The organism is Nocardiopsis sp. KDC1DS13DA1, from assembly GCF_055632325.1.
Genome location: NZ_JBVMUY010000029.1, coordinates 73,727 through 100,159 on the forward strand (window position 1 = coordinate 73,727; position 26,433 = coordinate 100,159).

Genomic DNA, 26,433 nt, shown 5'->3' on the forward strand with positions numbered 1-26,433 from the left:
GACGCGATCCCGCCCCTCGAAGGAGCCCACGTGACGGCCACGGACGACCTCATCGACCGGCTCCCCGAGCCACCGGAGGCCCTGGCCCGCGCCACCAGCCAGGCCGAGCGGGTCGCCGACATGCTGCGCGCCTTCGTCATCGACGGCGCGCTCTCCCCCGGGACCCGCCTGTCCGAGGAACGGCTCAGCCGCAAGTACGGGGTCTCCCGCAACACCCTGCGCGAGGCGTTCCGCCTCCTGTCACGGGAGCGCCTGCTGGTGCACCAGATGCACCGGGGCGTCTTCGTCAACCGCCCCACCAGCGCCGACGTCCGCGACCTGTTCAGCGCGCGCCGCTCCCTGGAACTTCCCGCGGTCCGCGGCGCCCGCGGGGCGCCCGAGGACGCGGTCGCCGCCGTGGGCGCCGCCGTGGCCGAGGGCGAGGCCGCCCGCGAGGAGGGCGACTGGTGGCGCATGGGCACGGCCAACATGCACTTCCACCAGGCGCTGGCCGGTCTCGCGGGCAGCCAGCGGATCGACGAGTTCATGAGCCAGGTCCTGGCCGAGACCCGCCTGGTCTTCCACGTCATGAACGCGCCCGAGCAGTTCCACGCGCCCTACCTGGACTGGAACCGGCGGATCCAGTCCAGGATCGCCGAGCGCGACCCCGACAGCGCCGCGGCCGAGCTGTCCCGCTACCTCGACACCTCCGAGGAGCAGCTCGTCACCGCGTTCACCGCGATGGAACGCGAGACGGGCGACGCCTGATCCCGGCGCCGCCCGTCACCCGCCCCGGCCGTACCACCGGGGCGGACCGCACACTCAGCGGGCGTCGGCGCCCACCGCGTGCTCTGTGGTCTGCGCCTCCGGGGGGCGCCCCCGCCCCTCGGAGGCGGCGCGGCCGGCGCGGCCCGGCCACCAGGTCCGGGCCCCCAGCTCCAGCGAGAGCGCGGGCACGAGCAGCGACCGCACCAGCAGCGTGTCCACCAGGACGCCGAAGGCGACCAGGAAGGCGAGCTGGAACAGGAACAGCAGGGGGATCACGGCCAGCGCCGCGAAGGTCGCCGCCAGCACCACGCCCGCCGAGGTGATGACACCGCCGGTCACGGTCAGGGCCCGCAGGACACCGGACCGGTGGCCGTGCACGAGTGTCTCCTCCCGCGCCCGGGACATGAGGAAGATGCTGTAGTCGATCCCCAGGGCCACCAGGAAGACGAACGCGAACAGCGGCACCACGGGGTCGGCGGCGGGCAGGTCCAGCACATGGTCGAAGACCAGGGTGCCGACGCCGAGGACGGCGGCGAAGGACAGCACGTTCGCCGCCATCAGCAGCAGGGGGGCCACCAGCGAGCGCAGCAGCGGGATGAGGACGAGGAAGACGACCACGAGGACGAGCGGGACCACCACCGCGAAGTCGCGCTGGGCCGTCTCCCGGGTGTCCAGGGTGGTCGCGGCGACCCCGCCGACGAGCGCGTCGGCCCCCTCCACCTCGGCCAGGGAGTCGCGCAGGTCCCGAACGGTGTCCACGGCGCGGGCCGACTCGGGGGAGGCCGCGAGCACGACCTCGACCAGCACGCGCCCGTCCTCGACGATCGGTGCGCCCCCCTGCCCCGGCGGGCCCGGCTCTGCGACCGGGGCGGCACCGGTGACCCCGGGGACCTCCTCGGCGGCGGCGACCACGGCGTCCGCGTGGTCGGCGTCCGCGACGACCAGTGCCGGAGCGGCCGTGGAGTCGGCGCCGAAGCCGCGGGTCAGGGTCTCCTGCCCGTCGACCGCCTCCACCTCGGTCCGGAAGATCTCGGCCTGGGAGCTGCCCTCGGCGTCGAAGCTCGGCGCGAAGGCGGCGGCGGCCAGGAGCAGGACCGCGGTGCCCACCCAGTAGGCGCGGGGGCGGCGCCCGACCGACGCGGCCACCGCGCCCCACACGCGGTGCTTGCCCGGGATCGCGTCGGTGTCCGGCCCGGTCGGCTCCCCACGGCGGTTCGGGGCGAGCGGCCAGAACGCCGCCCGGCCGAGCAGGAGCAGCGCGGCGGGCAGGAAGGTCAGCGCGGACAGGACGGCGGCGCCGATCCCGACGGCCACGACGGGCCCCAGTCCCCGCGTCGAGGCCAGGTCGGCGGCGAGCAGGCAGAGCACCCCGAGGACCACGGTCCCCGCGGAGGCCAGGATCGGGCCGACCACGCCGCGCAGGGCGGCGCCGACGGCCTCGGCCACGGTGTCCCGCGCCGCCAGTTCCTCGCGGTAGCGGGCGACCAGGAGCAGGGCGTAGTCGGTGCAGGCCCCGACGACGAGGATGAAGAGGATGCCCTGGCTCTGGCCGTTGAGGGTGATCAGGTCCGCGTCGGCGGCGGCGTACACGAGCGCTCCGGCCAGGGCCAGGGCCAGGAGCGCGGACACGATGACCACGATCGGCAGCAGGGGCGACCGGTAGACGGCGACGAGGATGACGAGCACGGCGACGAGCGCGACCAGGAGCAGGGTCGTGTCGATGCCGCCGAAGGCCGCGGCCAGGTCGGCGCCGAACCCGGCCGGCCCGGTGACCTGGACCTGGAGCCCGGACACGGGGTCGTCCGCGAGCGCCTCCCTGAGTTCGCCGACGGCCTCGCCGGTGTCCGCGCCGGCGTCGATCGGCACGATGAGCTGGGCGACGGAGGCGTCCTCCGTTCCGGGGAGGGGGCCCACGACGGATCCGTCCACCCACGGCCGGTCGGCGAGGTCCTCGGCGACCGTCGACAGGGCGGCCAGGTCGGCGCCGTCCAGGTCGCCCTCGCCGGAGTAGACGACGATCGCGGGGACGCTCTCGCCGCGGTCGAACTCCTCCGCGAGCTCCCCCGCGCGTGTGGACTCCGCCCCGATCGGCAGGAAGGCGCTCTGGTCGTTGGTCTGGACGTCGCCCAGAGCACCGAGGAGTGAGCCGAGCGGGCCCGCTCCGAGGATCCACACCACGACCATCACGGCCGCCACCAGTCCGGGCAGCCGCCTCCGGCGCCCGGTGCCCGGTGTCCCTCGCCCGGTCCTCACCGCATCCACCTCCAGCATCGACGACAAATAGCTCCGAAAACAATTATCTCGTTTTTCGAGCTAACTTTGGCACGACGGTAACACGGACCCCGGCGCCCCCGCGCATCACCCCTGGCGGTCGCCGACGCCCCGTTACCGCTCCCGAGCCGCCTGACGGGCGATGTTGCGGGCCATCGAGCCGAAGATCAGACCGTGGAAGGGGGTGACCGCCTTCCAGTAGAGGTGTCCGGACAGCCCCCGCGGACGGAACAGGGCGCGCTGGCGGTACACGGTGCGCCCGCCCTCGCGCCCCACCTCCAGCTCCAGCCACGCCAGACCGGGCAGGCGCATCTCCGCGCGCAGCCGCAGCAGCTCACCCGGCACGATCTCCTCCACCCGCCAGAAGTCGAGCGAGTCGCCCACACGCAGCCTGGCGGGGTCCCTGCGCCCGCGGCGCAGGCCGACCCCGCCCACGGCCAGGTCGATCCATCCGCGCGCGGCCCAGGCCAGCGGCCACGAGTACCAGCCCCGGTCGCCGCCGATGCCCTCGACCACCGACCACAGCCGGTCGGGCGGCGCGTCCACGACCCGGGAGCGCTCGTCGGTGTACAGGCTCCCGCCCGCCCAGTCCGGGTCGGTGGGCAGCGGGTCCGAGGGCGCGCTCGGCCAGGCGGCGGACGACCACCGGGTGTCCACGCGCGCCTCGTCCACCCGGCGCAGAGCCAGTGCCACGGCCTCGTCGAACCGGAGCCGCTCGTGGTCGTCGAGGAGGTCGGACAGGTCGTCCTCGGCCATCACCGAATCGTGCCGGAGCGACTCCACGAGCGGGCGTGCGATCGAGGGCGGCACCGGCGTCACGAGCCCCACCCAGAGGCTGGACAGGCCCGGCGACAGGACGGGGACCGGGATGATCCACCGGTGCCCGATCCCGGACACCGCCGCGAACCGCTGGATCATCTCCGCGTAGGTGAGCACCTCCGGACCGCCGACGTCGAAGGCGCGGTTGACTCCCGGCGGCAGCTGCGCCGCCTCCACCAGCAGTCTGAGCACGTCCCGCACGGCGATGGGCTGCACACGGCTGCGGACCCACCGCGGTGTGGTCATGACGGGGAGGCGCTCGGTCAGATGGCGCAGCATCTCGAAGGAGGCCGAGCCCGAGCCGATGACCACCGCGGCGCGCAGGACCGCGGTGGGCACGGCGGAGGCGAGCAGGATGTCGCCGACCTCCGTGCGGGAGGCCATGTGCGCCGAGAGCGGCCCCGCCTGCGGGGCGAGGCCCCCGAGGTAGACCACACGTTGGGTCCCCGCCTCCTCCGCCGCGCGGGCGAAGACGCGGGCGCCCGCGGCGTCCTGCCCCGCGAAACCGCTCCCGCCGGCCATCGCGTGCACGAGGTAGTAGGCGGCGTCCGCTCCCGCGAGCGCTTCGGCCAGCCCGGACCCGTCGACCACGTCACCCCGCACCACCTCGACCCGGTCGCGCCAGGGATGGTCACGGAGCTTCTCCGGGGTACGCGCCAGGCAGCACACGTCGTGCCCGGCCTCGAGCAGAAGCGGGACCAGCCGCCCCCCGACGTAGCCGCTGGCCCCGGTCACGAGTACGCGCACGGCGCTCAGCCCGCCGCGCCGGCGACCGCGCCACGGCGCCGGTTCCTGCGCTCACGCCGCCGCTCCCGGGCGATCCGGTAGGGATTGTCCTCGGGCAGTCCGCCGCTCACCCTGCCGTACATGCCGAAGGTCATCACCATGAGACCGACCACGAAGCTGAACACCACGTTGGGCATCGAGAAGGCGAGGATGTTGGGACCGGCCGCCATCAGGTAGAGGTTGACCAGGCCGCTGGCCACGAACAGCAGACCCACCACCGTGCACACGGTGGAGGCGAAGGCGCCGCCGAGCACGGCCGCTCCGACCAGGAGCGAACCGATCGCCACCGAGATGAAGCTGAGCGCGCCGTTGGTGGACAGTCCCGCGACCACCTCCCCCTGGGTGTCGAACAGCGGAAGCCGGATCATCAGACCCGCCACGCCGAAGCCGATGAGTACGAGTCCGGTCAGCGCCGCCCCCACCCGGTGGACGGTGGCCAGGCGCCGTTCGGCCGAACGCTTCGCGTCGTGTTCCATCGCTGCGCCCCTTTCGGTGTCGTCCCAGCTAGAGTCGGTCGCACGCGTCCGACGCCACAAGTCGCACCGCTTTCGCAACGTTTCGGGAGGCGCCATGCCCGACGTGCTCACCCCCGGGGCGGCCGCCCACCTGCTCGGGGTGGCGCCCTCGACCCTGCGCAGCTGGGACCGGCGCTACGGTGTCGGGCCCCGCGGACGCAGCCCGGGCGGGCACCGCCGCTACACCCCCGACGACATCGACCGACTGCGTGAGCTGTGCCGTCTGGTCGGCGAGGGCGTGTCTCCCGCCGACGCCGCGGCGCGGGTACGGGGCGCCGGCACGGTGGCGCACCGGCACGCGCCCCCGCCCCCGCGGGACGCCGACCGGCCCACCGCCCCGGCCGCCCCGACCCTCCAGGGCGTGGCCCACGCGGCGACGCGTATGGACGCCGACCTGGTGGAGGCGATCCTGGAGGACGTCCTGCGGACCAGGGGCGTGGTCACCGCATGGGAGGAACTGGTGATGCCCCTGCTGTACGGGATGGGCCGCAAGTGGGAGGCCACACTGCGCTACGTCGAGGTCGAACACCTGCTGTCGTGGTGCGTGTCGTCCGCGCTGCGCCGGGTGGGCGGCCCCGCGCACGCACCGGCCGCCCAACCCCGCGGGGGCCGCCGACCGGTGCTCCTGGCCTGCGGCCCGCACGAGATGCACAGCCTCCCCCTGGAGGCCCTCGCCGCCGCCCTGCGGGAGGCCGGGGTGCCCCACCGGGTGCTCGGCGCCTGCACCCCGCTGGAGGCGACGGTGGCCGCGGTACGCCGCCTGGCGCCCAGCGCGGTGGTCCTCTGGTGCCACGGGGCCGACCGCGCGGGCGAGGCGGCCGTCCTGGCGACGGCGCGCGCGGTCTCCGGTTACCGCCCGAGGACCCGCCTGTTCACCGCGGGCCCCGGCTGGCGCCGGATGCCCGAGGCCGTACGGACGCGCGACGGCCACCTCACGTCGCTGGCCGACGCCGTCCGTTCCCTGGTACCCCGCGAGCAGACCTCGGAGGCGGTCGTGACGGGCCGCTGAGGATCAGCCGCCGACGGCCCCGGGGCCGTCGGCGGGAGCCGAGGCGGCCGCGCCGAGGAGGCGCAGCGCCCCGGCCGCGCGGGGGTCGAGGTCCAGACCGTCCAGACGCGCGAGCCCCCGGGCGGCGAGGTCCCGTCGGCGCTCCTCGACCGCACCGCGCGCGCCCACCCGGTCGAGGGCGGCGACGACCCGCCCCACCGTCGCGTCGTCGGGATCGGATCCGGGGTCGGCGATGAGGCGCGCCGCCTCGGCGTCGCCCCGTTCCTCGGCCAGCCGCAGCCCGACCGACATCAGCAGGGTGCACTTGCCCTCGCGGATGTCCTCACCCGGGGCCTTGCCGGTGCGCGCGGGGTCCCCGTACACGCTGTCGACGTCGTCGCGGAGCTGGTAGGCGGTGCCGACGTCGGTGCCGTAACCCCGCAGGGCCCGGATCACGGCGGGGTCGGCCCCGGCCATCGCCGCGCCCAGGTGCAGGGGGCGCTCCACGCTGTAGGCGGCGGTCTTGAGCCGGTCGATCCGCAGCGCCGTCGCCTCGGAGCGCTCGCGCCGCGCCGGGGCGCGGACGTCCAGGAACTGCCCGGCGATGAGTTCGGTGCGCATCCGCCGCCAGACCGCCCGCGCCTCCTCCCGGGTGGCCAGCCCGGCCAGGGCCTCGTCGAGCATGTCGTCGGCCCAGACCAGGGCGAGGTCGCCGGCGAGGACCGCCATACCCTCCGCGTACCGCCGCTCCTCTCCCGCGTACCCCCGGGAGCGGTGGTCACGCGCGTGCGCCGCGTGCACGGAGGGCCCGCCCCTGCGCAGGGCGGAGCCGTCCATGACGTCGTCGTGGACCAGCGCCCAGGTCTGCACGAGTTCCAGCGCGGCACAGGCGCGGAGGGCGGAACCGGCCTCCGCTCCGTCGTCGGCACCGCCTCCCGCGAGCCAGCCCCACCAGGCGACCACGGAACGCAGCCGCTTGCCGCCCAGGGCGAAGCGTTCGACGGAGGCGGCCAGGTCGCGCGCGAACTCCCCGTCGGCCTCCCCCGCCTCCCGGACACGGTCTCCCAGGTGGTCGCGCAGGGCCTCGCCGACAGCGGACCTGACGGGGTCGACGAGCTCTGCCACGGCGGCGGATCGGGTGATGGCGGCCTCCTCGGGAAGAAACGACACAGGCTACCGCCTCCGCCCGACGGGGCCCGCCAGCGGAAGGCGGCACGCCCTAGACTCCTGGGTAGGACCGGACCAGCCGGTCACCGACCCGCCAGGAGTTCCATGGAAACGGCGCCGGCCTCGCCCCCCGGCGGACCCGATGCCAGGTCGCGGACCGAACTCTACGACGCCCTCCAGGACGGCGGGCAGCGGCTCGCGGTCGGCCTGGTGCGCCTCCTGCACCGGATGGCGGCCTTCAGCGGTATGAACCCGACGGACTTCCAGTGCTACACGCTGCTGCGCGTGTCCGGCACCCTCACACCGGGGGAGATCGCCGACAGCCTGTGCCTGTCCACCGGATCGGTCACCGGGGTCCTGGACCGGTTGGAGGAGCGGGGCCTGGTGGAGCGGACCCGGCACCCCGAGGACCGGCGCAAGATCGCGGTACGGCTCACCGAGGGTGCCGAACGGATGGCCTCCGCCTCCTCCCCCGGCATGCGCGCGGCCATGACGGAGCTGCACGACCACTACTCCGACGGCGATCTGGCCGTCATCGCCGACTGGCTGGACCGCGTCGGCGTGACGCTGGACGGGGTGATCCGCAACCCGCGTCCCCCGGCCTGAGGCACCGGCCGCTCCTGTCGGAAACCCGGGTGACACAGGTCCCGCAATGCCATGATGGTGACGACATGGAACTGAACGGACGCCCCGTCAGCACCGGGGAACTCGCCAGCCTCGCCCTGTACGGATACGGACACTTCACGACCATGCTCGTCACGGACCTGCGCGTCCGCGGCCTGGACCTGCACACCGAACGCCTCGCGCGCGACTGCCGGTCCCTGTTCGACACCGAACTGGACCTGCCCCGCGTACGCGAACTGGCCCGCCGCGGCGCCCGGTCCCGCCCCTCGCCCTCCGTCGTGCGCGTGACCGTCTTCGACCCGGAGCTGGACCTGGGCCACCCCGCCGCACGCTCGCTCCCCCAGATCCTGGTCACCACCCGCCCCGCGCCCGCCCCGGACGGCCCGCCGCGTCCGCTGCGCCTGGGCACCCGGCCGTTCGTCCGGGACACGCCCCAGGTCAAGAGCACCGGCCTGTTCGGTTCGATCCGCCAGCGCCGCGCCGCCCAGCTCGACGGCCACGACGACGCCCTGTTCACCGGGGCGGACGGCCGCGTCGCGGAGGGGCCCACCTGGAACATCGGCTTCCTGGACGGGAGCGGGCTGGTCTGGCCCCAGGCACCGTGCCTGCCCGGAGTGACCGCGCAACTGGTCGAGCGGGCCGCCGTCGCCCTGGGGATCCCGGTCTCCACCCGGCCCGTCCCGGCGGCGTCCTGCGCCCGCATGACGGGCGCGTTCGTCACCAACGCCACGACCGGCCTGCGCCCGGTCACCGCGATCGACGGGGTCCACCTGCCGCGTTCGGTCCTCGTCGACCGGCTCCGCGAGGCCTACTCCGCCCTCCCCGGCCAGCCGCTCTGACCCGGCCCCCTCACCTCCCGCGCCCCGACTCCGGTCCGCTTCGTCACGAATAGTGCGCGAATCTCCCGGATCGTTCCGACCGGGCCGCGTCCCCCACCGAGCCCTAACATCCGGATTACACCGGCCGTGGCCTGCACGGACAACACACTGACACCGGACACATCCGTCCCCGCCAGCAGGGCAGCCAACCCTCCGGGGCTGGGAAGGAGCCACCATCGCAACCCTGGGCAACTACCTCCGGAAGCACACGAACCCCCCGGTCTTCTTCGCCTCCGGTGCCGTGATCCTGGCCTTCGTCACCGTCGGTATCGTCGCCACCGGCCCCCTCCTCGACGCGGCGGTGAGCACGCGTGACTGGATCGGGTCCCGGCTCGGCTGGATCTACGTCCTGGCGACCACGTTCTTCCTCGCCCTGGCCGTCTACCTGATGCTCAGCCGGTTCGGTCGGATCCGGCTCGGGCCCGACGACTCGCGACCGGAGTTCAGCACCCTGGCGTGGTTCGCGATGCTCTTCACCACCGGCATGGGGATCGGCCTGGTGTTCTGGGGCGTGTCCGAACCCATCCACCACCTGACCTGGCCGAGGAACGCCGACTTCCTCGTGCCCGAAGGCGAGGCGCCGCCCGTTCGGGCCGCCAACGAGGCGCTCGCGCTGAGCTTCTTCCACTGGAGCTTCCACCCCTGGGCGATCTACATCGCGCTCGGGATGTCACTGGGCTACTTCACCTTCCGCAAGGGCCTGCCGCTGCGCCCCGCCTCGGCGCTGTACCCGCTGATCGGTGACCGGGCGTTCGGCTGGCCCGGCAACGTCGTCGACGTCCTGGCCGTGTTCGGCACGCTCTTCGGCCTGGCCACGTCCCTGGGCCTGGGCACACTCCAGATCAACGGCGGTCTCAGCCACGTGTTCGGCGTACCCGTCAGCCAGCCCGTGCAGTCGGTCATCATCATCGTCATCACCGGTGTCGCGCTGCTGAGCGTGCTCGCCGGGATCGACAAGGGCATCCGCCGCCTGTCCGTCATCAACCTGTGGCTGGCGTTCGCCCTGCTGGTCATCGTCTTCCTGTTCGGACCCAAGCTGTGGATGATCAGCGGCATGACCACCGCGACCGGTGCGTACCTGGACAACCTGATCCAGTGGAGCCTGGCCTTCCCCAGCCCGTCCGCCGACCCGCAGGCCGCCCGCTGGACCACCACGTGGAGCATCTTCTACTGGGGCTGGTGGATCTCCTGGGCGCCGTTCGTCGGCGTGTTCCTGGCCCGGATCTCCTACGGCCGTACCATCCGGGAGTTCGTGGTCGGCGCGCTGTTCGCCCCGGTGGGCGTCTCCGTCCTGTGGTTCGGCGTGTTCGGCGGGTCCGGGCTGTACTACGAACTCTTCGAGGGTGCGGGGCTCTCCCAGCTCAACGAGGAGGACCGCGCGTTCCGCCTCGTGGACGGGATGTTCTCCTTCTCCCCGGCGATGAGTGACGCGATCGCGCTGCTGCTCATCCTCGTGGTCACCATCTTCTTCGTCACCTCGTCCGACTCCGGGTCCCTGGTGGTCGACACGCTGACCAACGGGGGCGACACCAACCCCGTGCGGGCCCAGCGCGCGTTCTGGGCCGTCTCCGAGGGCGCCGTGACACTCATCCTGCTCGTCCTCGGCGGCGAGGACGCGCTGGCCGCCATCCAGGCGGTCGCGGTCGTGGTCGGTTTCCCCTTCGCCGTCATCCTGCTGTTCATGCTGTGGGGTCTGGGCAAGGCACTGGCCGAGGAAACGCCGCCCGGCGCCGCGCGCGGCGGCCGGGAACAGCGCTCCGCCCCGCGGCCGCGGAACGAGTGAGGCCACGTGGACCAGCCGGAGACCCCGACCCGCAGGAGGCGGACGTGACGCGCAAGAAGTTCGGCAACCCCTTCCACGGGGTGATGGACATGATCACCGAGATGAACCGGATCTCCGAGACCATGTCCTCCAGCGAGATCAGCCACGCCGGGGAACGCGAGCGCGGCTTCGCCGACGCCTGGAGCCCGCCGACCGACATCCTCGCGCGCGGCGACGACCTGGTGATCCGCTGCGAGCTCCCGGGGGTCTTCGAGGAGGACGTGGCCGTCAGTCTCAGCCAGAACGTCCTGACCATCAGCGGGCAGCGCCGCCGGGACGAGGACGACGTCGTGTACTACTCGTCGGAACGGTACATGGGCGCGTTCCGCCGCGACATCAGCCTTCCGGAGAACACGGAGACGGGGGACATCGAGGCGAGCTACGGGGAGGGCCTGCTGGAGGTGACCGTGCACGGCGCCGCCAACGCCGCCGTGCCCGCCACGATCTCGATCAGCAGGCGTCGCCGCCGCTGAGCGGCCCCTGCCGGACGGCACGGCGCGGCCCCTCCGGACGCGGACTTCTCCTTTCCGGTCCTACCGCCGCACGGCGGGAACCGGACGCCGCCCGGGAGCGACTGCCAGGGTGAACGGCCGCGTCCGCGGCCCGACCACGGAGTCATCCGATGCACCAGCGCACGACCCGTTCCGCCACCGCGGCGGCCCTGTTCGCCCTGGCCCTCACCGCGTGCGGCGGAGGCGGAGAGCAGGAGGAGAGCCCCGCCGAGGAGACCGCCGCGGAGGCCGCGGAGGCCACGGCCGCCGACGGTTTCGGGATCACCGACCCCTGGATCAAGGCGGTCACCCAGGACGAGGGCATGACCGGTGTCTTCGGTGAGATCACCAACGGCTCCGAGAGCGAGATGACCATCGTCGCCGCCGCCGCCGACGGCGCGGACACGGTGCAGCTCCACGAGGGCACCCTGGAGGGCGCCGACGCGAGCATGAGCGAGATGGCGGGCGGCTTCGTCGTGCCCGCTGGCGGCACCTACGCCCTGGAGCCCGGCGGGAACCACATCATGCTCATGGAGCTGACCCGGGAGCTGGCGGCCGGGGACAGTCTCACAGTCACCGTGGAGTTCGAGGACGGCTCGACCACCACCTTCGACGCGGCCATCCGCCCCTACACCGGCGCCAACGAGAACTACGGCGACATGGAGGACGGTGACGGCGGCGACATGGACGGTATGGAGGGCATGGACGGCGACCACGAAGGCCACGGCGACGGCTCGGACACGGGCGGGGACGGTGGCGGCTCCGGCGACGGTTACGGGGACGAGTGATGGCCGCGCCCAAGCCCGACGACGGCGCACGCGGCGGCCGGGTGAGTCGCCGGGGCCTGCTCCTGGGCGGCGCGGCGGGGCTCGGAGCCGCGGGGATCGGCGCGGCCGGGGCCACCGCTGCGCACCGGCTGGCCGGGACCCCCGACCAGGCGTCCGCGCCCGGGGCGGCAGCACCGCACGGCGGCCGGACCGTGGCCTTCCACGGTCGGCGCCAGGCCGGTGTGGAGACACCCCCGCAGTCGCACGCCACGTTCGTCGCCCTCGACCTGAACGACGACGCGGACGCCGACGCCGTTCGGCGGCTCATGGTCATCCTCAGTGACAACGCGGCCCGCCTCAGCCGGGGCAGCCCCTGCCTCACCGACACCGAACCCGAACTGGCCGAGGTCCCGGCCCGCCTGACCACCACCTTCGGGTTCGGCCGCGGCCTGGTGGAGCGGGTGGACCCCGGCGCCGTCCCCGAGTGGCTGGGGCCGCTGCCGGAGTTCGACCAGGACGACCTGCGTCCGGAGTGGGGCGGAGGCGACCTGCTCATCCAGGTCTGCGCCGACGACCCCGTCACGGTCTCGCACGCCGTACGCATGATGGTCAGGGACTCCCGGCCCTTCGGGCGGACGCGCTGGTCCCAGAGCGGGTTCCGGCGGTCCCACGGCGCCCAGCCGGACGGCACCACGATGCGCAACCTCATGGGCCAGGTGGACGGCACCGTCAACCCGGCTCCGGGGACGGAGGACTTCGAGCACCTCGTCTGGGGCGGGAACGGCCCGGACTGGATGGCCGGCGGCACCAGCATCGTGCTGCGCCGGATCGCCACCGACCTGGACACCTGGGACGAGATCGACCGACCCGCCCGTGAGGCTGTGGTGGGGCGCCGTCTGGCCGACGGAGCCCCGCTGACCGGGGAGAACGAGCACGACGAGGTGGACCTGGAGGCCACCGGCCCCGACGGCCTGACGGTCATCCCGGCGTTCGCGCACGTGCGGCGGGCACGGACGGGAGACCCGGACGAGCGGATCTTCCGCAGGGGCTACAACTACGACCTGCGCGACGGCGCGGACGGCGAGGCCGGTCTGCTCTTCGCCTCCTACCAGGCCGATCCGCTGCGCCAGTTCGTCCCCATCCAGCGCCGACTGGACGAACTCGACCTCCTCAACGAGTGGGTCACGGCCGTGGGGTCGGCGGTGTTCGCCGTTCCGCCCGGATGCGAGGAGGGGGGATACGTCGGCAGGACACTTCTGGAGGGATGAGCCCCGGGGTGCCAGTATGGGTTCCATGACGGAGCGTCCACCGCTGCGCACGGTACGCGCCGGGGTCTTCACCTCGGTGTGCGCCTCGGTGTCGGTGGGCGGTCACGTCCTCTCGTCCGGACACGGTGTCCCCCTGGGCGGCCTGGTCGTCGGATCGGCCCTGGTCTACGTGCTGGCCTGGGCCGCGACCGGACGGGAACGGGGACTCGGCGCGATCGCCGGCTGGATGGCCTGGTCCCAGGCGGCGCTGCACCTCGTGTACGCGGCCGCGCAGTCCGCCGTCCCGACCGCACCGCACGGCTCCTACGACGACGCGGTGGCGGCCGCCTCGGACGGAGGCGGCATGCTGACCGTCCACGTGGCAGCCGGAGCCGTGTGCGCCTGGTGGCTGCGCCAGGGCGAGGCCGCGCTCTTCGCCTACCTGCGTCTGGTCGCCACCGCGCTGCTGCCGTTCCTTGCCCTGGTCGCGGCGGCTCCCCTGCCGTCCCGACCGCCGCGCGCCCGGCTCCCGGCGCCGCCGCGCCGCCGGGCGACCGCCCCCTATCTGAGACACGTCCTGGTGTTGCGGGGGCCTCCGACGGTCGGCTGAGCCCGCCCCGACGGACGCGTCCAGATCCAGGAGAGAGCCCCCCATGCCCGTCGAGACTCCCCCTCCGGACGGCGAACTGGAGCGCCTGGCCTTCGCCGCGCGCGACGGATCCGCCACCGCACTCAACGACCTCATCCGCAGGACCAGACCCACCGTGATCCGGCACATCGCCCGCCGGGTGCCCGCGGGCCGGGTCGAGGAACTCACCCAGGAGACCTACCTGCGGGCGCTGCGCAGCCTGCCCCGGTTCGCCGGGCGGGCGCCCGTACGTTCGTGGCTGCTGGCGATCGCCCGCAACACCGTCGCCGACGGCTACCGCAGCGAGGCGGCCCGGCCGCGGTGCGTCAGCCCCGACGACTGGGAGCGGTTGCCCGCGCGGTTCACCCGCTTCGACGAGTACCTGGCCCTGCTCGACCTGCTGGCCGGTCTGGCGCCCGAGCGGCGGCAGGCGTTCGTGCTCACCCAGATCGAGGGCCTGACCTACGCCGAGACGGCGCGGATCGCCGGGGTCCCCGTGGGCACCATCCGCTCCCGGGTCTCCCGGGCCCGGGAGGACCTGCTGCGCGGTTTCACCTGCTGACCGCCCTGCCGGCACGAACGGTTCCCGGGTGTCCTTCCATCGTTCGCGGGAGGACACCCGGGGAGTCGGTTCGGGCGCCGCCGGAGTCCCGCGGGACGGCTCGGGCCGCCGGCGGGGAGCGGACCCCAGGCCGGGACGGGGAATCCGCGGCTCTTCGGGTGCCGGACGAGAGGGGGTGCCGCGCCGCGGGCGTCCGCCCCGGACGGTGGCGGGCGACGGGCGGCCGAAGCCGGACGGAGGAACGGAACACGTACCGCTAGAACTCGCGGCCCCTGTCGTAGGGGCCGATGACCGCCAGCGCGCGCGGGCGGGCGAGCAGCTCGGCGGCGACCTCGGCCACGTCCCGCTCGGTCACGGCGTCGAACAGCGCCAGATCCTCGTCGATCGACAGGTGGCGGGGGTGGTTGAGCTCGTGTCCGAGCAGCCGCCCCATCCGGGCGTTGGTGCCCTCGTTGCCCAGCACCCACGTGCCCTGGATCTGCCCCTTGGCCCGGGTGAGCTCCTCGGCGGTGATCCCGGACGCGGCCACCTTCGCCAGTTCGTCCCGGCACACGCCGATGACCTCGTCGGCCTTCTCCGGCAGGCAGCCCGCGTAGATCTGGAACGCCCCGGTGTCGGCGTAGCCCGTGTGGTAGGCGTGCACGGCGTAGGCCAGGCCGCGCTTCTCCCGCACCTCCTGGAACAGGCGGGAGGACATGCCTCCGCCGAGCGCGGCGCTGAGCAGCCGCAGCGCGTGCCAGCGGGCGTCGGTGCGCGCCAGGCCCTCCGACCCCAGGATGATGTGCGCCTGCTCGGTCTCGCGCGACTCCACCACCGTGCCGCCGAATGTGGGCACCGGGCCGCCCGCCAGGCGCGGGCGTGCCGGGCGGGCGTCCCCGGCCGCGGCGAGCTGGTCGGCGAACATCTCGCGGACCCGCGCCACCACCTCGTCGTGGTCCAGGCTTCCGGCCGCGGTCACCACCAGCTCCCCGGGCACGTAGGCGGACCTGTACTGCTCCAGGATCCGCTCGCGGGGCAGGGCGCGGATGGTGTCGATCGTGCCGAGGATCGGCCGTCCCAGCGGGCTGTTGCCGAAGAAGTGCGCGGCGAAGACGTCGTCCACCAGGTCGGCGGGCTCGTCCTCGTACATGGCGATCTCCTCCAGGATCACGCCGCGCTCGGTCTCCACCTCCCCCTCGTCGAGCACCGAGTTGGCGACCATGTCACCGACGACGTCGATGGCCAGCGGCAGGTCCCGGTCGAGCACCTTCGCGTAGTAGCAGGTGTGCTCCTTGGTGGTGTAGGCGTTGTGGTCGGCCCCCACACCGTCCAGGAGCGCGGAGATCTCCATCGCCGAACGCGTCCGGGTCCCCTTGAACAGCAGGTGCTCCAGGAAGTGCGCCGAACCCGCGTGCGCCGCGTCCTCGTCGCGCGACCCCGTGGTCGCGGAGATCCCGAAGGCGGCGGACCGCCCTCCGGGGACGTCCTCGGTGACCACCCGCAGGCCACCGGGCAGCACGGTCCGCCGCACGAGGCCGGACCCGCGTTGGGGCTCCAGCAGCGTGACGGTGGTACCCGGCTCCTGCTCGGCGGCGATGGGGACAGAGCTCATGAAACCTTCTTCTTCGCGTCGTTGGTGCGCTGGACCGGTCCGCGGACGGTGCACGCCCCACCGGTCCAGCAGAGCATACGCGGTGGGGGCGGCCACACCACCGGTGCGACCGCCCCCATCAGCTGATTTTACGCTTCGGCCAGCCGATCAGGTGTTCTCGGAACGGCCGGAGGAGCGGCGGCGACGGCGGCGCGGCGCGTCCCCGCCCTTGTCCTCCGACTTGTCCGAGCGCTTGTCGTCGCCGGCCTCGGCGGCGGGCTCCTCGGCCGCCGGGGCGGCCTCGGCCTCGACCACCTCGACCGGGACCAGCGACAGCTTGCCGCGGTCGTCGATCTCGCGGATCTCGACCTGGATCTTCTCGCCGATGCTGATCACGTCGTCGAGGTTCTCGATCCGCTTTCCGCCGTGCAGCTTGCGGATCTGCGAGATGTGCAGCAGCCCGTCCTTGCCGGGCAGCAGCGACACGAACGCGCCGAACGTGGTCGTCTTGACGACGGTGCCCAGGTAGCGGTCGCCGACCTCGGGCATGGTCGGGTTGGCGATCTGGTTGATCGTGTCCCGGGCGGCCTCGGCGGACGGTCCGTCGGTGGCGCCGATGTAGATCGTGCCGTCGTCCTCGATGGTGATCTCGGCGCCGGTGTCGTCCTGGATCGAGTTGATCATCTTGCCCTTGGGGCCGATGACCTCGCCGATCTTCTCCACCGGGACCTTGACGGTGAGGATGCGCGGAGCGTTCGGGCTCATCTCGGCCGGGCGCTCGATGGCCTCCTGCATGACGTCGAGGATGGCCAGGCGGGCGCCGCGGGCCTGCTGGAGCGCGAGCGCGAGCTGCTCGGCGGGGATGCCGTCGAGCTTGGTGTCGAGCTGGAGCGCGGTGATGAGCTCACGGGTGCCGGCGACCTTGAAGTCCATGTCGCCGAACGCGTCCTCGGCGCCGAGGATGTCGGTCAGCGTGACGAACTCGTCGCCCTCGCTGATCAGACCCATGGCGATACCGGACACCATCTCCTTGAGGGGCACGCCGGCCGCCATCAGGGACATGGTGGAGGCGCAGACCGAACCCATCGAGGTGGAGCCGTTGGAGCCCAGCGCCTCGGACACCTGCCGGATGGCGTAGGGGAACTCCTCGCGGGAGGGCAGGACCGGCAGCAGGGCGCGCTCGGCGAGCGCGCCGTGACCGATCTCGCGCCGCTTGGGCGAGCCCACCCGGCCGGTCTCACCGGTGGAGTAGGGCGGGAAGTTGTAGTTGTGCATGTAGCGCTTGGTCTTGTCCGGGTTGAGCGTGTCAACCGTCTGCTCCATGCGCAACATGTTGAGCGTGGTCACACCCAGGATCTGGGTCTCGCCGCGCTCGAAGAGGGCCGAGCCGTGCACCCGCGGCAGGATGCCGACCTCGGCGCTCAGCGAACGGATGTCCTTGGGGCCCCGGCCGTCGATACGGACCTTGTCCCGCAGCACGCGCTCACGCATGAGCTGCTTGGACAGGGAACGGAAGGCGGCGCCGACCTCCTTCTCGCGCCCCTCGAAGGCCTCGCCGACCTTCTCGACGGCGACGGCCTTGACGCGGTCCAGCTCGGCCTCGCGCTCCTGCTTGTCCGCGATGGTCAGCGCCTTGGCCAGGTCACCGCGGACGGCGGAGTCGACGGCCTCGTAGGCGTCGTCCGCGTAGTCCAGGAAGACCGGGAACTCGGCGACCTCGCGGCTGCTCTGCTCGGCCACGGCGGCCTGGGCGCGGCACAGGACCTTGATGAAGGGCTTGGCGGCCTCCAGGCCCTCGGCGACCGTCTGCTCGTTCGGGCCGACGGCGCCCTCGGCGACCAGCTTCAGGGTGCGGGTGGTGGACTCCGCCTCGACCATCATGATCGCGACGTCGCCGTCCTCCAGGACGCGGCCGGCGACGACCATGTCGAAGGTGGCGTTCTCCAGCTCGGCGTGGGTGGGGAAGCCGACCCACTGGCCCTCGATCAGGGCGACGCGCACGCCGCCGATCGGGCCGGAGAACGGGATACCGGAGATCTGCGTGGACATCGAGGCCGCGTTGATGGCGACGACGTCGTACAGGTGGTCCGGGTGCAGGGCCAGGATCGTCTCGACGATCTGGATCTCGTTGCGCAGGCCCTTCCTGAACGACGGGCGCAGCGGCCGGTCGATCAGGCGGCAGGTGAGGATGGCGTCCTCGGAGGGACGGCCCTCACGCCGGAAGAAGGAGCCGGGGATGCGGCCCGCGGCGTACATGCGCTCCTCGACGTCCACCGTCAGCGGGAAGAAGTCGAGGTTGTCCTTGGGGCGCTTCGAGGCGGTGGTGGCCGACAGGACCATGGTCTCGTCGTCCAGGTACACCGTCGCCGAACCGGCGGCCTGCTGGGCCAGCCGACCGGTCTCGAAGCGGATGGTTCGGGTGCCGAAGCGACCGTTGTCGATCACGGCCTCGGCCGAGTACACGCCCTCCATGGGCGACCTCCTGCTACACGTTCTCGGGGCGCACCCGTCGGGCCCGTGCCCGGGGTGCGCTGATGTCCTGTCCCGCGTCCGTGCCCCGGAGTTGATGACGGCCGGTCATCGATCGAAGTCCACGGCGCCCCTTCTTGGGCGTCCGGAGACCACTACCGAGGACCGGCCCCGACTCTGCTGCCGAGGGAAGGATCGCGGGTGTACCTCTGTGAAGTTGTGGTGTCCACGCGCGGCGGCGTCAACCGCCGCGCGTGTCACACCTTACTAACAAAGCGGGAGCGGCCGAAGCCACTCCCGCGAGCCACCTAGCGGCGCAGACCCAGACGCTCGATCAGCGAGCGGTAGCGGGTGATGTCCTGCTTGGCGATGTACTTGAGCAGACGGCGGCGGCGGCCGACCATCAGGAGCAGGCCACGACGGCTGTGGTGGTCGTGCTTGTGGTCCTTGAGGTGCTCGGTCAGCTCGGTGATGCGGTGCGTGAGCAGCGCGACCTGAACCTCAGGGGAGCCGGTGTCGCCCTCGGAGGTGGCGTACTCGGCGATGATCTTTTCCTTGGTGGCGGCGTCGATCGACACAGCGCTCCGTTTCTCCGTTGTCGGTACGCGGGAAGGGCCCGGCCGGACGGCCGGGGTCAGACGCGGTGACCGCGCGTACGAACAGTCACCGTCGCGTGCTGGGGGCGCGGGCCCCGCCCTCGGCGTGGGCGCGCCTGGATCCCGGGTTCGGAGCCCCCGAGAGGGGGACCGGCCGCGGGGCACACGTGGACGCCACCAAGCCTACCGCAAACAGCGAGGTGAAAGCCCCTTCACGCGGGAGGGCGGGGGGTCGCCCAACTCACTCGGACAGGACGTCGCGGCAGCGGTCCACGTCACGCCGCATGGCCACGATCAGCTCGTCGATGCTGTCGAAGCGCTCCTGACCGCGGATGTGCTCGGTGAACTCCACGGCCATGTGGGCGCCGTAGAGCTCCAGGTCGTCGCGGTCCAGCGCGTAGGCCTCCACGGTCCGCTCCGCGCCGTCGAACGTGGGGTTGGTGCCGACGGAGATCGCCGCGGGCCACCGTGACTCCCGCCCCTCGGACGGGGACGTGTGGCTGAGCCAGCCCGCGTACACGCCGTCACCGGGGACCGCCGCGTGCGGGGTGAGGTTCATGTTGGCGGTGGGGAAGCCGAGCAGTTCGCGCCCACGCGCGGCGCCGTGGACCACCCAGCCCTCCACCCGGTGCGGACGGCCGAGCAGCCCGGCCGCACTGGCGACGGCTCCCTCGTCGAGCAGCGCGCGCACGCGCGTGGAGGTGACGGTGGCGCCGTCGGTCACCAGACTCACGCCGTCGGCGGTGAAGTCGTGCTTGTTGCCGAGTTCGGACAGCACGGCCACGTTCCCGGCCGCACGGTGCCCGAACCGGAAGTCCTCGCCCACGACCACGGCCGCGGCGTGCAGGTGGTCGACCAGGACGGTCTGGACGAACTCCTCCGCGCTCAGCCCGGAGAGCTCCTCGGTGAACGGCAGGACGCAGACGGCGTCGGCGCCGTGCTGCTCCAACAGCTCCACCCGCCGGTCCATCGGCGTGAGCACCGGCGGCGTGCCCCCGCGCAGGACCGCCTCGGGATGCGGGTCGAACGTGACGACGACCACGGGGAGTTCGAGCGTGTGCGCCCGACGCGCCGCGGTCGCGATGACGGCCTGGTGGCCGCGGTGCACGCCGTCGAAGACGCCCATCGCCACCACGGACCGCCCCCACCCGGGGGGAACGTCTGCCAACCCAACCCATCGCCCCACCTGAGGACTCCCTTTCCGCGCCTGTGCCGTACGACCGCGCGACGCTCCGTGGGCGCGCGGTCCCCTGGGAACAAGGGTGCCATGTCGGCCCACGCTCCGTGTACGCGCGGGCGCCCCGAAGACCCCTCTGCCGTTGGCAGAAGCGGGTTGGCACGGCGTCGGGGCGCCCGTAGGTTCACCGCATGGCGAGCATCAACATCGGTCGGACCAGTCTGGGCTACGAGGAGAGGGGGACGGGGTCCCCCGTCGTCCTCGTACACGCCGCGGTCGGGGACCGGCGCATGTGGGACCACCAGTTCGAGGCGCTGTCGCGGCGCCACCGCGTGGTGCGGTACGACTGGCGCGGATACGGCGGGTCGGACGACGCCGAGGGGCCGGTCGCCCACTACCGGGACCTGCTCGCCCTGATGGACGCGCTGGGCATCGAGCGGGCCACTCTGGTGGGCGCGTCGATGGGCGGCGGGCACGCGGTCGACGCGGCGCTGGCCGCACCGGAGCGGGTCGGGGCCCTGGCGCTGGTCTGTGCCGGGATGACCGGTCGGGAGTGGCCGGGGAGCTTCACCGAGGCCGCGGGGCGGGCGATGGCCGGAGCCGTTCCGAAGGAGCGGCTGGCACGGTACCGGGAGGGCAACGCCGACCCCGATCCGGGGGACGTGGCGGCGATGGCGCGGGCGCAGGCGGGGTTCGTCGCGCTCGGCCCGCGGCGGGGGCCGCAGGACCTGCCCGCGCCGGTGTGGGAGCGGATCCTGGAGCTGTACCGGACGACCTTCCACCGGATGTGGAGCGGGCCGCCGACCACGATGCGCTCACCGGAGCCGCCCGCCGAGGGCCGTCTGGCGGAGATCGGTGTGCCGACCCTGGTGGTCAGGGGCGGGTTCGACGTTCCCGAGATCCGGGAGGTGTCCGACCTGTACGCCGAGGGGATCCCGGACGCGCGCCTCAGGGAGCTGCCGGACGCGGGCCACCTGCCGTCGGTCGAGCGCCCGGACGAACTGACCGAGGTCCTCGACGGGTTCCTGGCCGAGCGGGCACACCCCGCCTGATCGTCGACGCACGACCGCCCGGCGTGTGACGACGCGCGGCTTCTCCCGGCGCGGACCTGCGGAGGCACCGGAGCGACACGGACGGAGAGCGCATCGCACGCCGTCACGCCGGGGGCGAGGGCACCGCGCTCCTCCTCGGCACGACCGACGTCGGCGGGTGTCCGACGGTCGCCCCGGCCCCCTGCGGGCCAGGGGGCCACGCCGACGGCCCTGAGGCGGCAGCGGATCGGGGAACGCCTGACGCGGTGACCGGCTCACCGGTCCCCCTCACCTGGTCCGGCGGCCCGGACAGGTGCCGCGCGGCCGCGGTCGGCGGAATCGTCCTGCTACGAACGGACCCCGCCTGGCGGACGCGTCGGCGCGGGCGTGCTCACCACGACGCCGCTACGCCGGGTCGAAGACCACCACCGGCTTCATGTGGTCGCGCCGGTTCTCCCCCAGGGCGACCACCCGCCCGTCCGGCGCGAACAGCCCCACGGGCCCGGGCCCCAGCGAACTCGGGTCGATCCGGTTGCCGTGGCGGATCCGCTTGGTCTCCTCCTCGGTGAGCGTGCGCACCGGAAACGCCGCCGCCACCGCCCGGTCCAGCGGAACCTGGGTGAACTCCTCCGCCAACTGGTCCAGGGTGCGCGCCGCGGACAGGCCGTAGGGCCCCACCCTCGTGCGGCGCAGCGCGGTCAGGTGACCGCCCACCCCCAGGTCCGCGCCCATGTCGCGGGCCAGGGACCGGATGTAGGTGCCGCTGGAGCAGGTGATCGCGGCGTCCACGTCGACGAACGTCCCCTCCTCGTCCGACACCCGGCGGATGTCGCGGACGGCGAACTCCGCGACCGTGACCTCACGCGCCCTGAGCGCGACCTCCTTGCCCTCCCGGGCCGACTTGTACGCCCGCCTGCCGTCCACCTTGATCGCGCTGACCTGCGGCGGAACCTGCTGGATCCGGCCGGTCAGCCGCGCGACGGCCGCGCGTACGGCGTCGTCGTCCACGGCGGAGGCGTCCGTCCGGACACCGGGCTCGCCCTCGGCGTCGTCGGTGTTGGTCGTCAGCCCCAGGCGGACGGTCGCCTCGTAGGTCTTCTCCGTGAGCGTGAGGTGGCCCAGGAGCTTGGTGCCCTTCTCGATCCCCAGCACCAGGACGCCGGTCGCCATCGGGTCCAGCGTGCCCGCGTGGCCCACCCGACGGGTCCGCGCCAGTCCGCGCGTCTTGGCGACCACGTCGTGCGAGGTCCAGTCGGCGGGCTTGTCGACGACCACGACACCGCTCTCGGCCATGGATCTCCTCAGAAGAAAACGGGGGCGGCGGCGCGCGTGCGCCGCCGCCGGGATGTCACGCGTTCGGGGACGCTACTCGTCCTCGTCCTCGGGCCGGTCGGCCTTGTACGGGTCGGCCTCCCCCGCGTGCCGGGCACCGGTGGCGCGCTGGGCCACCTCGGCGTCGGACTCGCGCGCCTTGGCCAGCAGGTCCTCGATGTGCTGGGCGTTCTCCTGCACCTCGTCGACGACGAAGGTCAGGCTCGGCGTGTGCCGGATACCGGTCTGGCGGCCCACCTCGCTGCGGATCACGCCCTTGGCGCTCTCCAGCGCGGCCGAGGTGCCCGCCTTCTCCTCCGGCGTGCCGAACACCGTGTAGTACACCGTGGCGTCACGCAGGTCGGCGGTGATCCGGGCGTCGGTCACCGTGACGAACCCCAGACGGGGATCCTTGATCCGCCGGTCGAGCATCTCGGCGACGACGCGCTGGATACGGTCGGCGATCTTCCGCGCGCGTGCGGCGTCAACCATGGTCAGTCTTCCTCTTCGTTGAAGAGCCGCTGCCTGGCGGACAGCAGCTCCAGTTCGGGACGGCCCGCGACGAACCGTTCGCAGGTGTCCATCAGCTCCTGCACGTGCGCGGCCGTCGGCGCGACCACCGCGACACCGATCTTCGTCCGCCGGTACAGGTCGTGTTCCCCGGCCTCCGAGACCGCCACCAGGAACTTGCGGCGCAGGTCGGCGATGACCGGACGCACCACCGAACGCTTCTCCTTGAGCGAGTGGACGTCACCGAGAAGGACGTCCAGGGTCAGCGCCCCAACGTACACATGATCACCTTCGATTGGAGTGGACCGTCAAAGGCGGGGCCCCGGCCACTCGGCCGGGGCCCCGTGGATCGGCTCCGTGACACTAGTCGCGGGGCTTCTCCTGCATCTCGTAGGTCTCGATGACGTCCTCGATCCGGACGTCGTTGTAACCGACGCCGATACCGCACTCGAAGCCCTCGCGGACCTCGGTCGCGTCGTCCTTGAACCGGCGCAGCGACTCCACGGTGAGGTTGTCGGAGATGACGACCCCGTCGCGGATGAGCCGCGCCTTGGCGTTGCGGCGGATGAGGCCGTCGCGGACGATCGAACCGGCGATGTTGCCGATCTTGGGCACCTTGAAGACCTCGCGGATCTCCGCGCTGCCGAGCTGGACCTCTTCGTAGACCGGCTTGAGCAGGCCCTTGACCGCGGCCTCGATCTCGTCGATGGCCTGGTAGATCACCGAGTAGTACCGGATGTCCACGCCCATGCGGTCGGCGAGCTGGCTGTTCTTGCCCTCGGGCCGAACGTTGAAGCCGACGATGATCGCGTCCGCGGAGGCCGCCAGGTTGATGTCGTTCTGCGTGATCGCACCGACACCGCGCCCGATGACCCGGATGCTCACCTCGTCGCCACCGGCGTCGATCTTGAGCAGCGACTCCTCCAGCGCCTCGACCGAACCGGACATGTCACCCTTGATGAGGAGGAGCAGCTCGGAGCGCTCACCCTCCTTGAGGTGGTCCTGCCAGGTGTCGAGGGTGACCCGGCGGGCCGAACGCGCCTGCTGGGCGAAGCGCTCGCGCGCCTCGCGCTGCTGGGCGATCTGCCGCGCCACCCGGTCGTCCTTGACGACCAGGAAGTTGTCACCGGCGCTGGGCACGTTGGTCAGACCCAGCACCTGCACCGGACGGGACGGCTCGGCGCTCTCCACGTTCTGGCCGTGCTCGTCGAGCATGGCGCGGACGCGGCCGTAGGCGTCACCGCACACGATCGAGTCACCGACGTTCAGCGTGCCGCGCTGGACCAGCACCGTGGCCATCGAACCGCGGCCGCGGTCCAGGTAGGCCTCGATCGCCAGACCCTGCGCGTCCATGTCCGGGTTGGCCTGGAGGTCCAGAGCCGCGTCGGAGGTCAGGACGATGGCCTCCAGTAGGGCGTCGATGTTCTCGCCCTTGAGGGCGGAGATGTCGACGAACTGGACGTCGCCGCCGTACTCCTCGGCGACCAGGCCGTACTCGGTCAGCTGCGCGCGGACCCGCTGCGGGTCGGCGCCCTCGACGTCGATCTTGTTGACCGCGACGACGATCGGCACCTCGGCCGCCTTGGCGTGGTCGATGGCCTCGGCCGTCTGCGGCTTGACGCCGTCGTCGGCCGCCACGACCAGCACCGCGATGTCGGTCACCTTCGCACCGCGGGCACGCATGGCGGTGAACGCCTCGTGACCGGGGGTGTCGATGAAGGTGATCTTGCGGTCTTCCTCGTCCACGACCGTGGAGACCTGGTAGGCGCCGATGTGCTGGGTGATGCCGCCGGCCTCGCCGCCGACGACGTTGGTCTTGCGGACCGTGTCCAGCAGTCGCGTCTTACCGTGGTCGACGTGACCCATGACGGTGACCACCGGCGGCCGGGGCCGCAGGTCCTCGTCGGTGCCGTCGTCCTCGCCGAACTCGATGGAGAAGGACTCCAGGAGCTCGCGGTCCTCGTCCTCGGGACTGACGACCTGGACGTTGTACTTCAGCTCCTCGCCGAGCAGCTGAAGGGTCTCGTCCGGCAGGGACTGGGTCGCGGTGACCATCTCGCCCAGGTGCATCATGACCTGGACCAGCGACGCCGGGTTGACGTCGATCTTGTCACCGAAGTCCGACAGCGAGGCACCGCGGGACAGGCGGATGACCTGGCCGTTGCCGCTCGGGATCTTGACGCCGCCGAACGACGGGGCCTGGAGGTCGTTGAACTCCTGACGCCGCTGCTTCTTGGACTTGCGGGCACGTCCGGGACGACCGCCGGGACGACCGAAGGCACCCGCCGTGCCGCCGCGACCGCGACCGCCGCCGCCGGGGCGACCGCCGAAGCCGCCCGGACGACCGCCGCCGCCACCACCGGGGCGCGGACCCGCACCCGCGGGGGCTCCCCCGCGACCGCGGCCACCGCCGCCGGGACGACCGCCGCCGCCACCGCGACCGCCGCCGCCGGGCGGGGTCGGACGGGACGCGGGCATGTTCATCGGGCTGGGGCGCGGACCGCCCGGACGCGGGCCCGGACGCGGAGCGCCGCCACCCGGACGCGGAGCGCCGGAGGCACCGCCGGGACGCGGGGCGCGCTGGTCGCCGCCGCCCTGCGGACCGCCCGGACGCGGGCCCGGACGGGGACCGGGGCGCGGAGCGCCGCCACCCGGACGCGGAGCGCCGGAGGCACCGCCGGGACGCGGGGCGCGCTGGTCGCCGCCGCCCTGCGGACCGCCCGGACGCGGGCCCGGACGGGGACCGGGGCGCGGAGCGCCGCCACCCGGACGCGGAGCCGCGGGCTTGGCGCCCATACCGGACGCGTTGGACGCGAACGGGTTGTTGCCGGGACGCGGTCCGGACGGACGCGGACCGGCCGGACGCGGACCGCGGCCACCCTCGGGACGGCCGCCGCGCTCGCCGCGCTCGGGACGCTCGCCGCGCTGCGGACGCTCGGGACGGTCGCCGCGCTGCGGACGCTCGGAGCGCTCGCCGCGCTGCGGTCCGGGCTTGGGCGCGCCGCCGGGACGCTGGGCCTCGCCGCGGGGACCCTGGGGCCCCTGCGGTCCGGGCTTGGGCGCGCCGCCGGGACGCTGGGCCTCGCCCTGCGGGGCGGGCTTGGCGGCCTCACCCTGCGGGGCGGGCTTGGCGGCCGGCTTGGCGGCCTCACCCTGCGGGGCGGGCTTGGCGGCCGGACGCGGACCCGGCTTGGGCGCGGGACCCGGCTTGGGGGCCGCCGCGCGCGCGGAGCCCTCGGACGCGGCGGGACGCGGACCCGGCTTCGGGGCCGATCCGCCCTTCCTGCCGCCGTCGGACCCGTTGTTGAAAGCTTCCTGTAGGCGTCGAACGACGGGGGCCTCTATCGTCGAGGACGCCGAACGGACGAATTCGCCCATCTCGTTGAGCTTGGCCAGGACGGCCTTGCTCTCTACACCGAACTCCTTGGCGAGTTCGTACACCCGGACCTTCGCCACT

Annotated in this window: 23 protein-coding genes; 11 read left to right on the forward strand and 12 right to left on the reverse strand. The window is 73.1% G+C overall.

Annotated features, from left to right (window positions below):
• Positions 1-30: 30 nt before the first annotated feature.
• Entirely contained in the window at positions 31-747 is a 717-nt protein-coding gene (locus ACTVAJ_RS18430) for a GntR family transcriptional regulator (RefSeq protein WP_470389427.1), read from the forward strand.
• A 54-nt stretch (positions 748-801) separates the two neighbouring features.
• Here ACTVAJ_RS18430 and ACTVAJ_RS18435 read toward each other — a convergent pair whose 3' ends face one another.
• From ACTVAJ_RS18435 to ACTVAJ_RS18445, 3 genes are all read right to left on the reverse strand, one after another.
• The gene (locus tag ACTVAJ_RS18435) at positions 802-3,018 is read right to left on the reverse strand and encodes an MMPL family transporter (RefSeq protein WP_470389428.1); all 2,217 of its coding nucleotides are present in this window, start codon (positions 3,016-3,018) and stop codon (positions 802-804) included.
• A 114-nt stretch (positions 3,019-3,132) separates the two neighbouring features.
• Positions 3,133-4,584, reverse strand: coding sequence for an SDR family oxidoreductase (locus tag ACTVAJ_RS18440; protein ID WP_470389429.1), 1,452 nt, complete (start codon positions 4,582-4,584; stop codon positions 3,133-3,135).
• A gap of 5 nt (positions 4,585-4,589) precedes the next feature.
• Positions 4,590-5,099, reverse strand: coding sequence for a DUF4383 domain-containing protein (locus ACTVAJ_RS18445; protein WP_470389430.1), 510 nt, complete (start codon positions 5,097-5,099; stop codon positions 4,590-4,592).
• A gap of 94 nt (positions 5,100-5,193) precedes the next feature.
• On the opposite strand from ACTVAJ_RS18445, the gene ACTVAJ_RS18450 reads away from it, so the two are divergent.
• Entirely contained in the window at positions 5,194-6,147 is a 954-nt protein-coding gene (locus ACTVAJ_RS18450) for a MerR family transcriptional regulator (RefSeq protein ID WP_470389431.1), read from the forward strand.
• 3 nt (positions 6,148-6,150) lie between these two features.
• Here the strand turns inward: ACTVAJ_RS18450 and ACTVAJ_RS18455 are convergent, their stop codons facing one another.
• Positions 6,151-7,251, reverse strand: coding sequence for a polyprenyl synthetase family protein (locus ACTVAJ_RS18455; RefSeq protein ID WP_470389610.1), 1,101 nt, complete (start codon positions 7,249-7,251; stop codon positions 6,151-6,153).
• A 147-nt stretch (positions 7,252-7,398) separates the two neighbouring features.
• Between ACTVAJ_RS18455 and ACTVAJ_RS18460 the strand changes: the two genes are divergently transcribed.
• The 8 genes from ACTVAJ_RS18460 to ACTVAJ_RS18495 all read left to right on the forward strand — a co-directional run bounded on the left by ACTVAJ_RS18460 (position 7,399) and on the right by ACTVAJ_RS18495 (position 14,312).
• Positions 7,399-7,899 carry a MarR family winged helix-turn-helix transcriptional regulator gene (locus ACTVAJ_RS18460; RefSeq protein ID WP_470389432.1) on the forward strand — a complete coding sequence of 167 codons (501 nt, stop codon included), beginning with the start codon at positions 7,399-7,401 and terminating at the stop codon, positions 7,897-7,899.
• A gap of 65 nt (positions 7,900-7,964) precedes the next feature.
• Complete coding sequence (locus tag ACTVAJ_RS18465) at positions 7,965-8,756, forward strand: aminotransferase class IV family protein (protein ID WP_470389433.1); 792 nt, start codon at positions 7,965-7,967, stop codon at positions 8,754-8,756.
• Between the two features lie 223 nt (positions 8,757-8,979).
• Positions 8,980-10,578 carry a BCCT family transporter gene (locus tag ACTVAJ_RS18470; protein WP_470389611.1) on the forward strand — a complete coding sequence of 533 codons (1,599 nt, stop codon included), beginning with the start codon at positions 8,980-8,982 and terminating at the stop codon, positions 10,576-10,578.
• Positions 10,579-10,622: 44 nt separating this feature from the next.
• Positions 10,623-11,090 (forward strand): Hsp20/alpha crystallin family protein, encoded by a 468-nt coding sequence (locus tag ACTVAJ_RS18475; RefSeq protein ID WP_470389434.1) that lies wholly within the window; start codon positions 10,623-10,625, stop codon positions 11,088-11,090.
• A gap of 149 nt (positions 11,091-11,239) precedes the next feature.
• Positions 11,240-11,896, forward strand: a complete 657-nt coding sequence (locus ACTVAJ_RS18480) for a copper chaperone PCu(A)C (RefSeq protein WP_470389435.1) — start codon at positions 11,240-11,242, stop codon at positions 11,894-11,896.
• Positions 11,896-13,143, forward strand: a complete 1,248-nt coding sequence (locus ACTVAJ_RS18485; RefSeq protein WP_470389436.1) for a Dyp-type peroxidase — start codon at positions 11,896-11,898, stop codon at positions 13,141-13,143. Before ACTVAJ_RS18480 ends, ACTVAJ_RS18485 begins: the two co-directional genes overlap by 1 nt.
• A 25-nt stretch (positions 13,144-13,168) precedes the next feature.
• Positions 13,169-13,732, forward strand: a complete 564-nt coding sequence (locus ACTVAJ_RS18490; RefSeq protein WP_470389437.1) for a hypothetical protein — start codon at positions 13,169-13,171, stop codon at positions 13,730-13,732.
• Between the two features lie 43 nt (positions 13,733-13,775).
• A complete protein-coding gene (locus ACTVAJ_RS18495; protein WP_470389438.1) occupies positions 13,776-14,312 on the forward strand; it encodes a sigma-70 family RNA polymerase sigma factor in 537 nt (178 codons plus the stop codon).
• 256 nt (positions 14,313-14,568) lie between these two features.
• Here the strand turns inward: ACTVAJ_RS18495 and ACTVAJ_RS18500 are convergent, their stop codons facing one another.
• From ACTVAJ_RS18500 to ACTVAJ_RS18515, 4 genes are all read right to left on the reverse strand, one after another.
• The gene (locus ACTVAJ_RS18500; protein ID WP_470389439.1) at positions 14,569-15,903 is read right to left on the reverse strand and encodes a M16 family metallopeptidase; all 1,335 of its coding nucleotides are present in this window, start codon (positions 15,901-15,903) and stop codon (positions 14,569-14,571) included.
• Positions 15,904-16,050: 147 nt separating this feature from the next.
• Complete coding sequence (locus ACTVAJ_RS18505; protein WP_470389440.1) at positions 16,051-18,354, reverse strand: polyribonucleotide nucleotidyltransferase; 2,304 nt, start codon at positions 18,352-18,354, stop codon at positions 16,051-16,053.
• Positions 18,355-18,659: 305 nt separating this feature from the next.
• Entirely contained in the window at positions 18,660-18,929 is a 270-nt protein-coding gene (rpsO, locus tag ACTVAJ_RS18510) for a 30S ribosomal protein S15 (RefSeq protein ID WP_268643806.1), read from the reverse strand.
• Positions 18,930-19,188: 259 nt separating this feature from the next.
• A complete protein-coding gene (locus tag ACTVAJ_RS18515; protein ID WP_470389441.1) occupies positions 19,189-20,133 on the reverse strand; it encodes a bifunctional riboflavin kinase/FAD synthetase in 945 nt (314 codons plus the stop codon).
• A 182-nt stretch (positions 20,134-20,315) separates the two neighbouring features.
• On the opposite strand from ACTVAJ_RS18515, the gene ACTVAJ_RS18520 reads away from it, so the two are divergent.
• On the forward strand, positions 20,316-21,176 hold the full coding sequence (locus ACTVAJ_RS18520; protein WP_470389442.1) for an alpha/beta fold hydrolase: 861 nt from the start codon (positions 20,316-20,318) through the stop codon (positions 21,174-21,176).
• Positions 21,177-21,560: 384 nt separating this feature from the next.
• Here ACTVAJ_RS18520 and truB read toward each other — a convergent pair whose 3' ends face one another.
• From truB to infB, 4 genes are all read right to left on the reverse strand, one after another.
• Entirely contained in the window at positions 21,561-22,448 is an 888-nt protein-coding gene (gene truB, locus ACTVAJ_RS18525; protein WP_470389443.1) for a tRNA pseudouridine(55) synthase TruB, read from the reverse strand.
• A 72-nt stretch (positions 22,449-22,520) separates the two neighbouring features.
• A complete protein-coding gene (gene rbfA, locus ACTVAJ_RS18530; RefSeq protein ID WP_470389444.1) occupies positions 22,521-22,958 on the reverse strand; it encodes a 30S ribosome-binding factor RbfA in 438 nt (145 codons plus the stop codon).
• A gap of 2 nt (positions 22,959-22,960) precedes the next feature.
• Complete coding sequence (locus tag ACTVAJ_RS18535) at positions 22,961-23,257, reverse strand: DUF503 domain-containing protein (protein ID WP_470389445.1); 297 nt, start codon at positions 23,255-23,257, stop codon at positions 22,961-22,963.
• An 82-nt stretch (positions 23,258-23,339) separates the two neighbouring features.
• Complete coding sequence (gene infB / locus ACTVAJ_RS18540; protein WP_470389446.1) at positions 23,340-26,432, reverse strand: translation initiation factor IF-2; 3,093 nt, start codon at positions 26,430-26,432, stop codon at positions 23,340-23,342.
• Between the last annotated feature and the right edge of the window lies 1 nt (position 26,433).

What these genes read in the sequence shown, in the direction of transcription:
- ACTVAJ_RS18480 (WP_470389435.1), top strand. Translation starts at nt 11,240, where the DNA reads ATGCACCAGCGCACGACCCGTTCCGCCACCGCGGCGGCCCTGTTCGCC.
- ACTVAJ_RS18465 (WP_470389433.1), top strand. Translation starts at nt 7,965, where the DNA reads ATGGAACTGAACGGACGCCCCGTCAGCACCGGGGAACTCGCCAGCCTC.
- rbfA (WP_470389444.1), bottom strand. Translation starts at nt 22,958, where the DNA reads ATGGTTGACGCCGCACGCGCGCGGAAGATCGCCGACCGTATCCAGCGC.
- ACTVAJ_RS18490 (WP_470389437.1), top strand. Translation starts at nt 13,169, where the DNA reads ATGACGGAGCGTCCACCGCTGCGCACGGTACGCGCCGGGGTCTTCACC.
- ACTVAJ_RS18495 (WP_470389438.1), top strand. Translation starts at nt 13,776, where the DNA reads ATGCCCGTCGAGACTCCCCCTCCGGACGGCGAACTGGAGCGCCTGGCC.
- ACTVAJ_RS18435 (WP_470389428.1), bottom strand. Translation starts at nt 3,018, where the DNA reads ATGCTGGAGGTGGATGCGGTGAGGACCGGGCGAGGGACACCGGGCACC.
- ACTVAJ_RS18460 (WP_470389432.1), top strand. Translation starts at nt 7,399, where the DNA reads ATGGAAACGGCGCCGGCCTCGCCCCCCGGCGGACCCGATGCCAGGTCG.
- truB (WP_470389443.1), bottom strand. Translation starts at nt 22,448, where the DNA reads ATGGCCGAGAGCGGTGTCGTGGTCGTCGACAAGCCCGCCGACTGGACC.
- ACTVAJ_RS18520 (WP_470389442.1), top strand. Translation starts at nt 20,316, where the DNA reads ATGGCGAGCATCAACATCGGTCGGACCAGTCTGGGCTACGAGGAGAGG.
- ACTVAJ_RS18500 (WP_470389439.1), bottom strand. Translation starts at nt 15,903, where the DNA reads ATGAGCTCTGTCCCCATCGCCGCCGAGCAGGAGCCGGGTACCACCGTC.
- ACTVAJ_RS18505 (WP_470389440.1), bottom strand. Translation starts at nt 18,354, where the DNA reads ATGGAGGGCGTGTACTCGGCCGAGGCCGTGATCGACAACGGTCGCTTC.
- ACTVAJ_RS18450 (WP_470389431.1), top strand. Translation starts at nt 5,194, where the DNA reads ATGCCCGACGTGCTCACCCCCGGGGCGGCCGCCCACCTGCTCGGGGTG.
- ACTVAJ_RS18485 (WP_470389436.1), top strand. Translation starts at nt 11,896, where the DNA reads ATGGCCGCGCCCAAGCCCGACGACGGCGCACGCGGCGGCCGGGTGAGT.
- ACTVAJ_RS18445 (WP_470389430.1), bottom strand. Translation starts at nt 5,099, where the DNA reads ATGGAACACGACGCGAAGCGTTCGGCCGAACGGCGCCTGGCCACCGTC.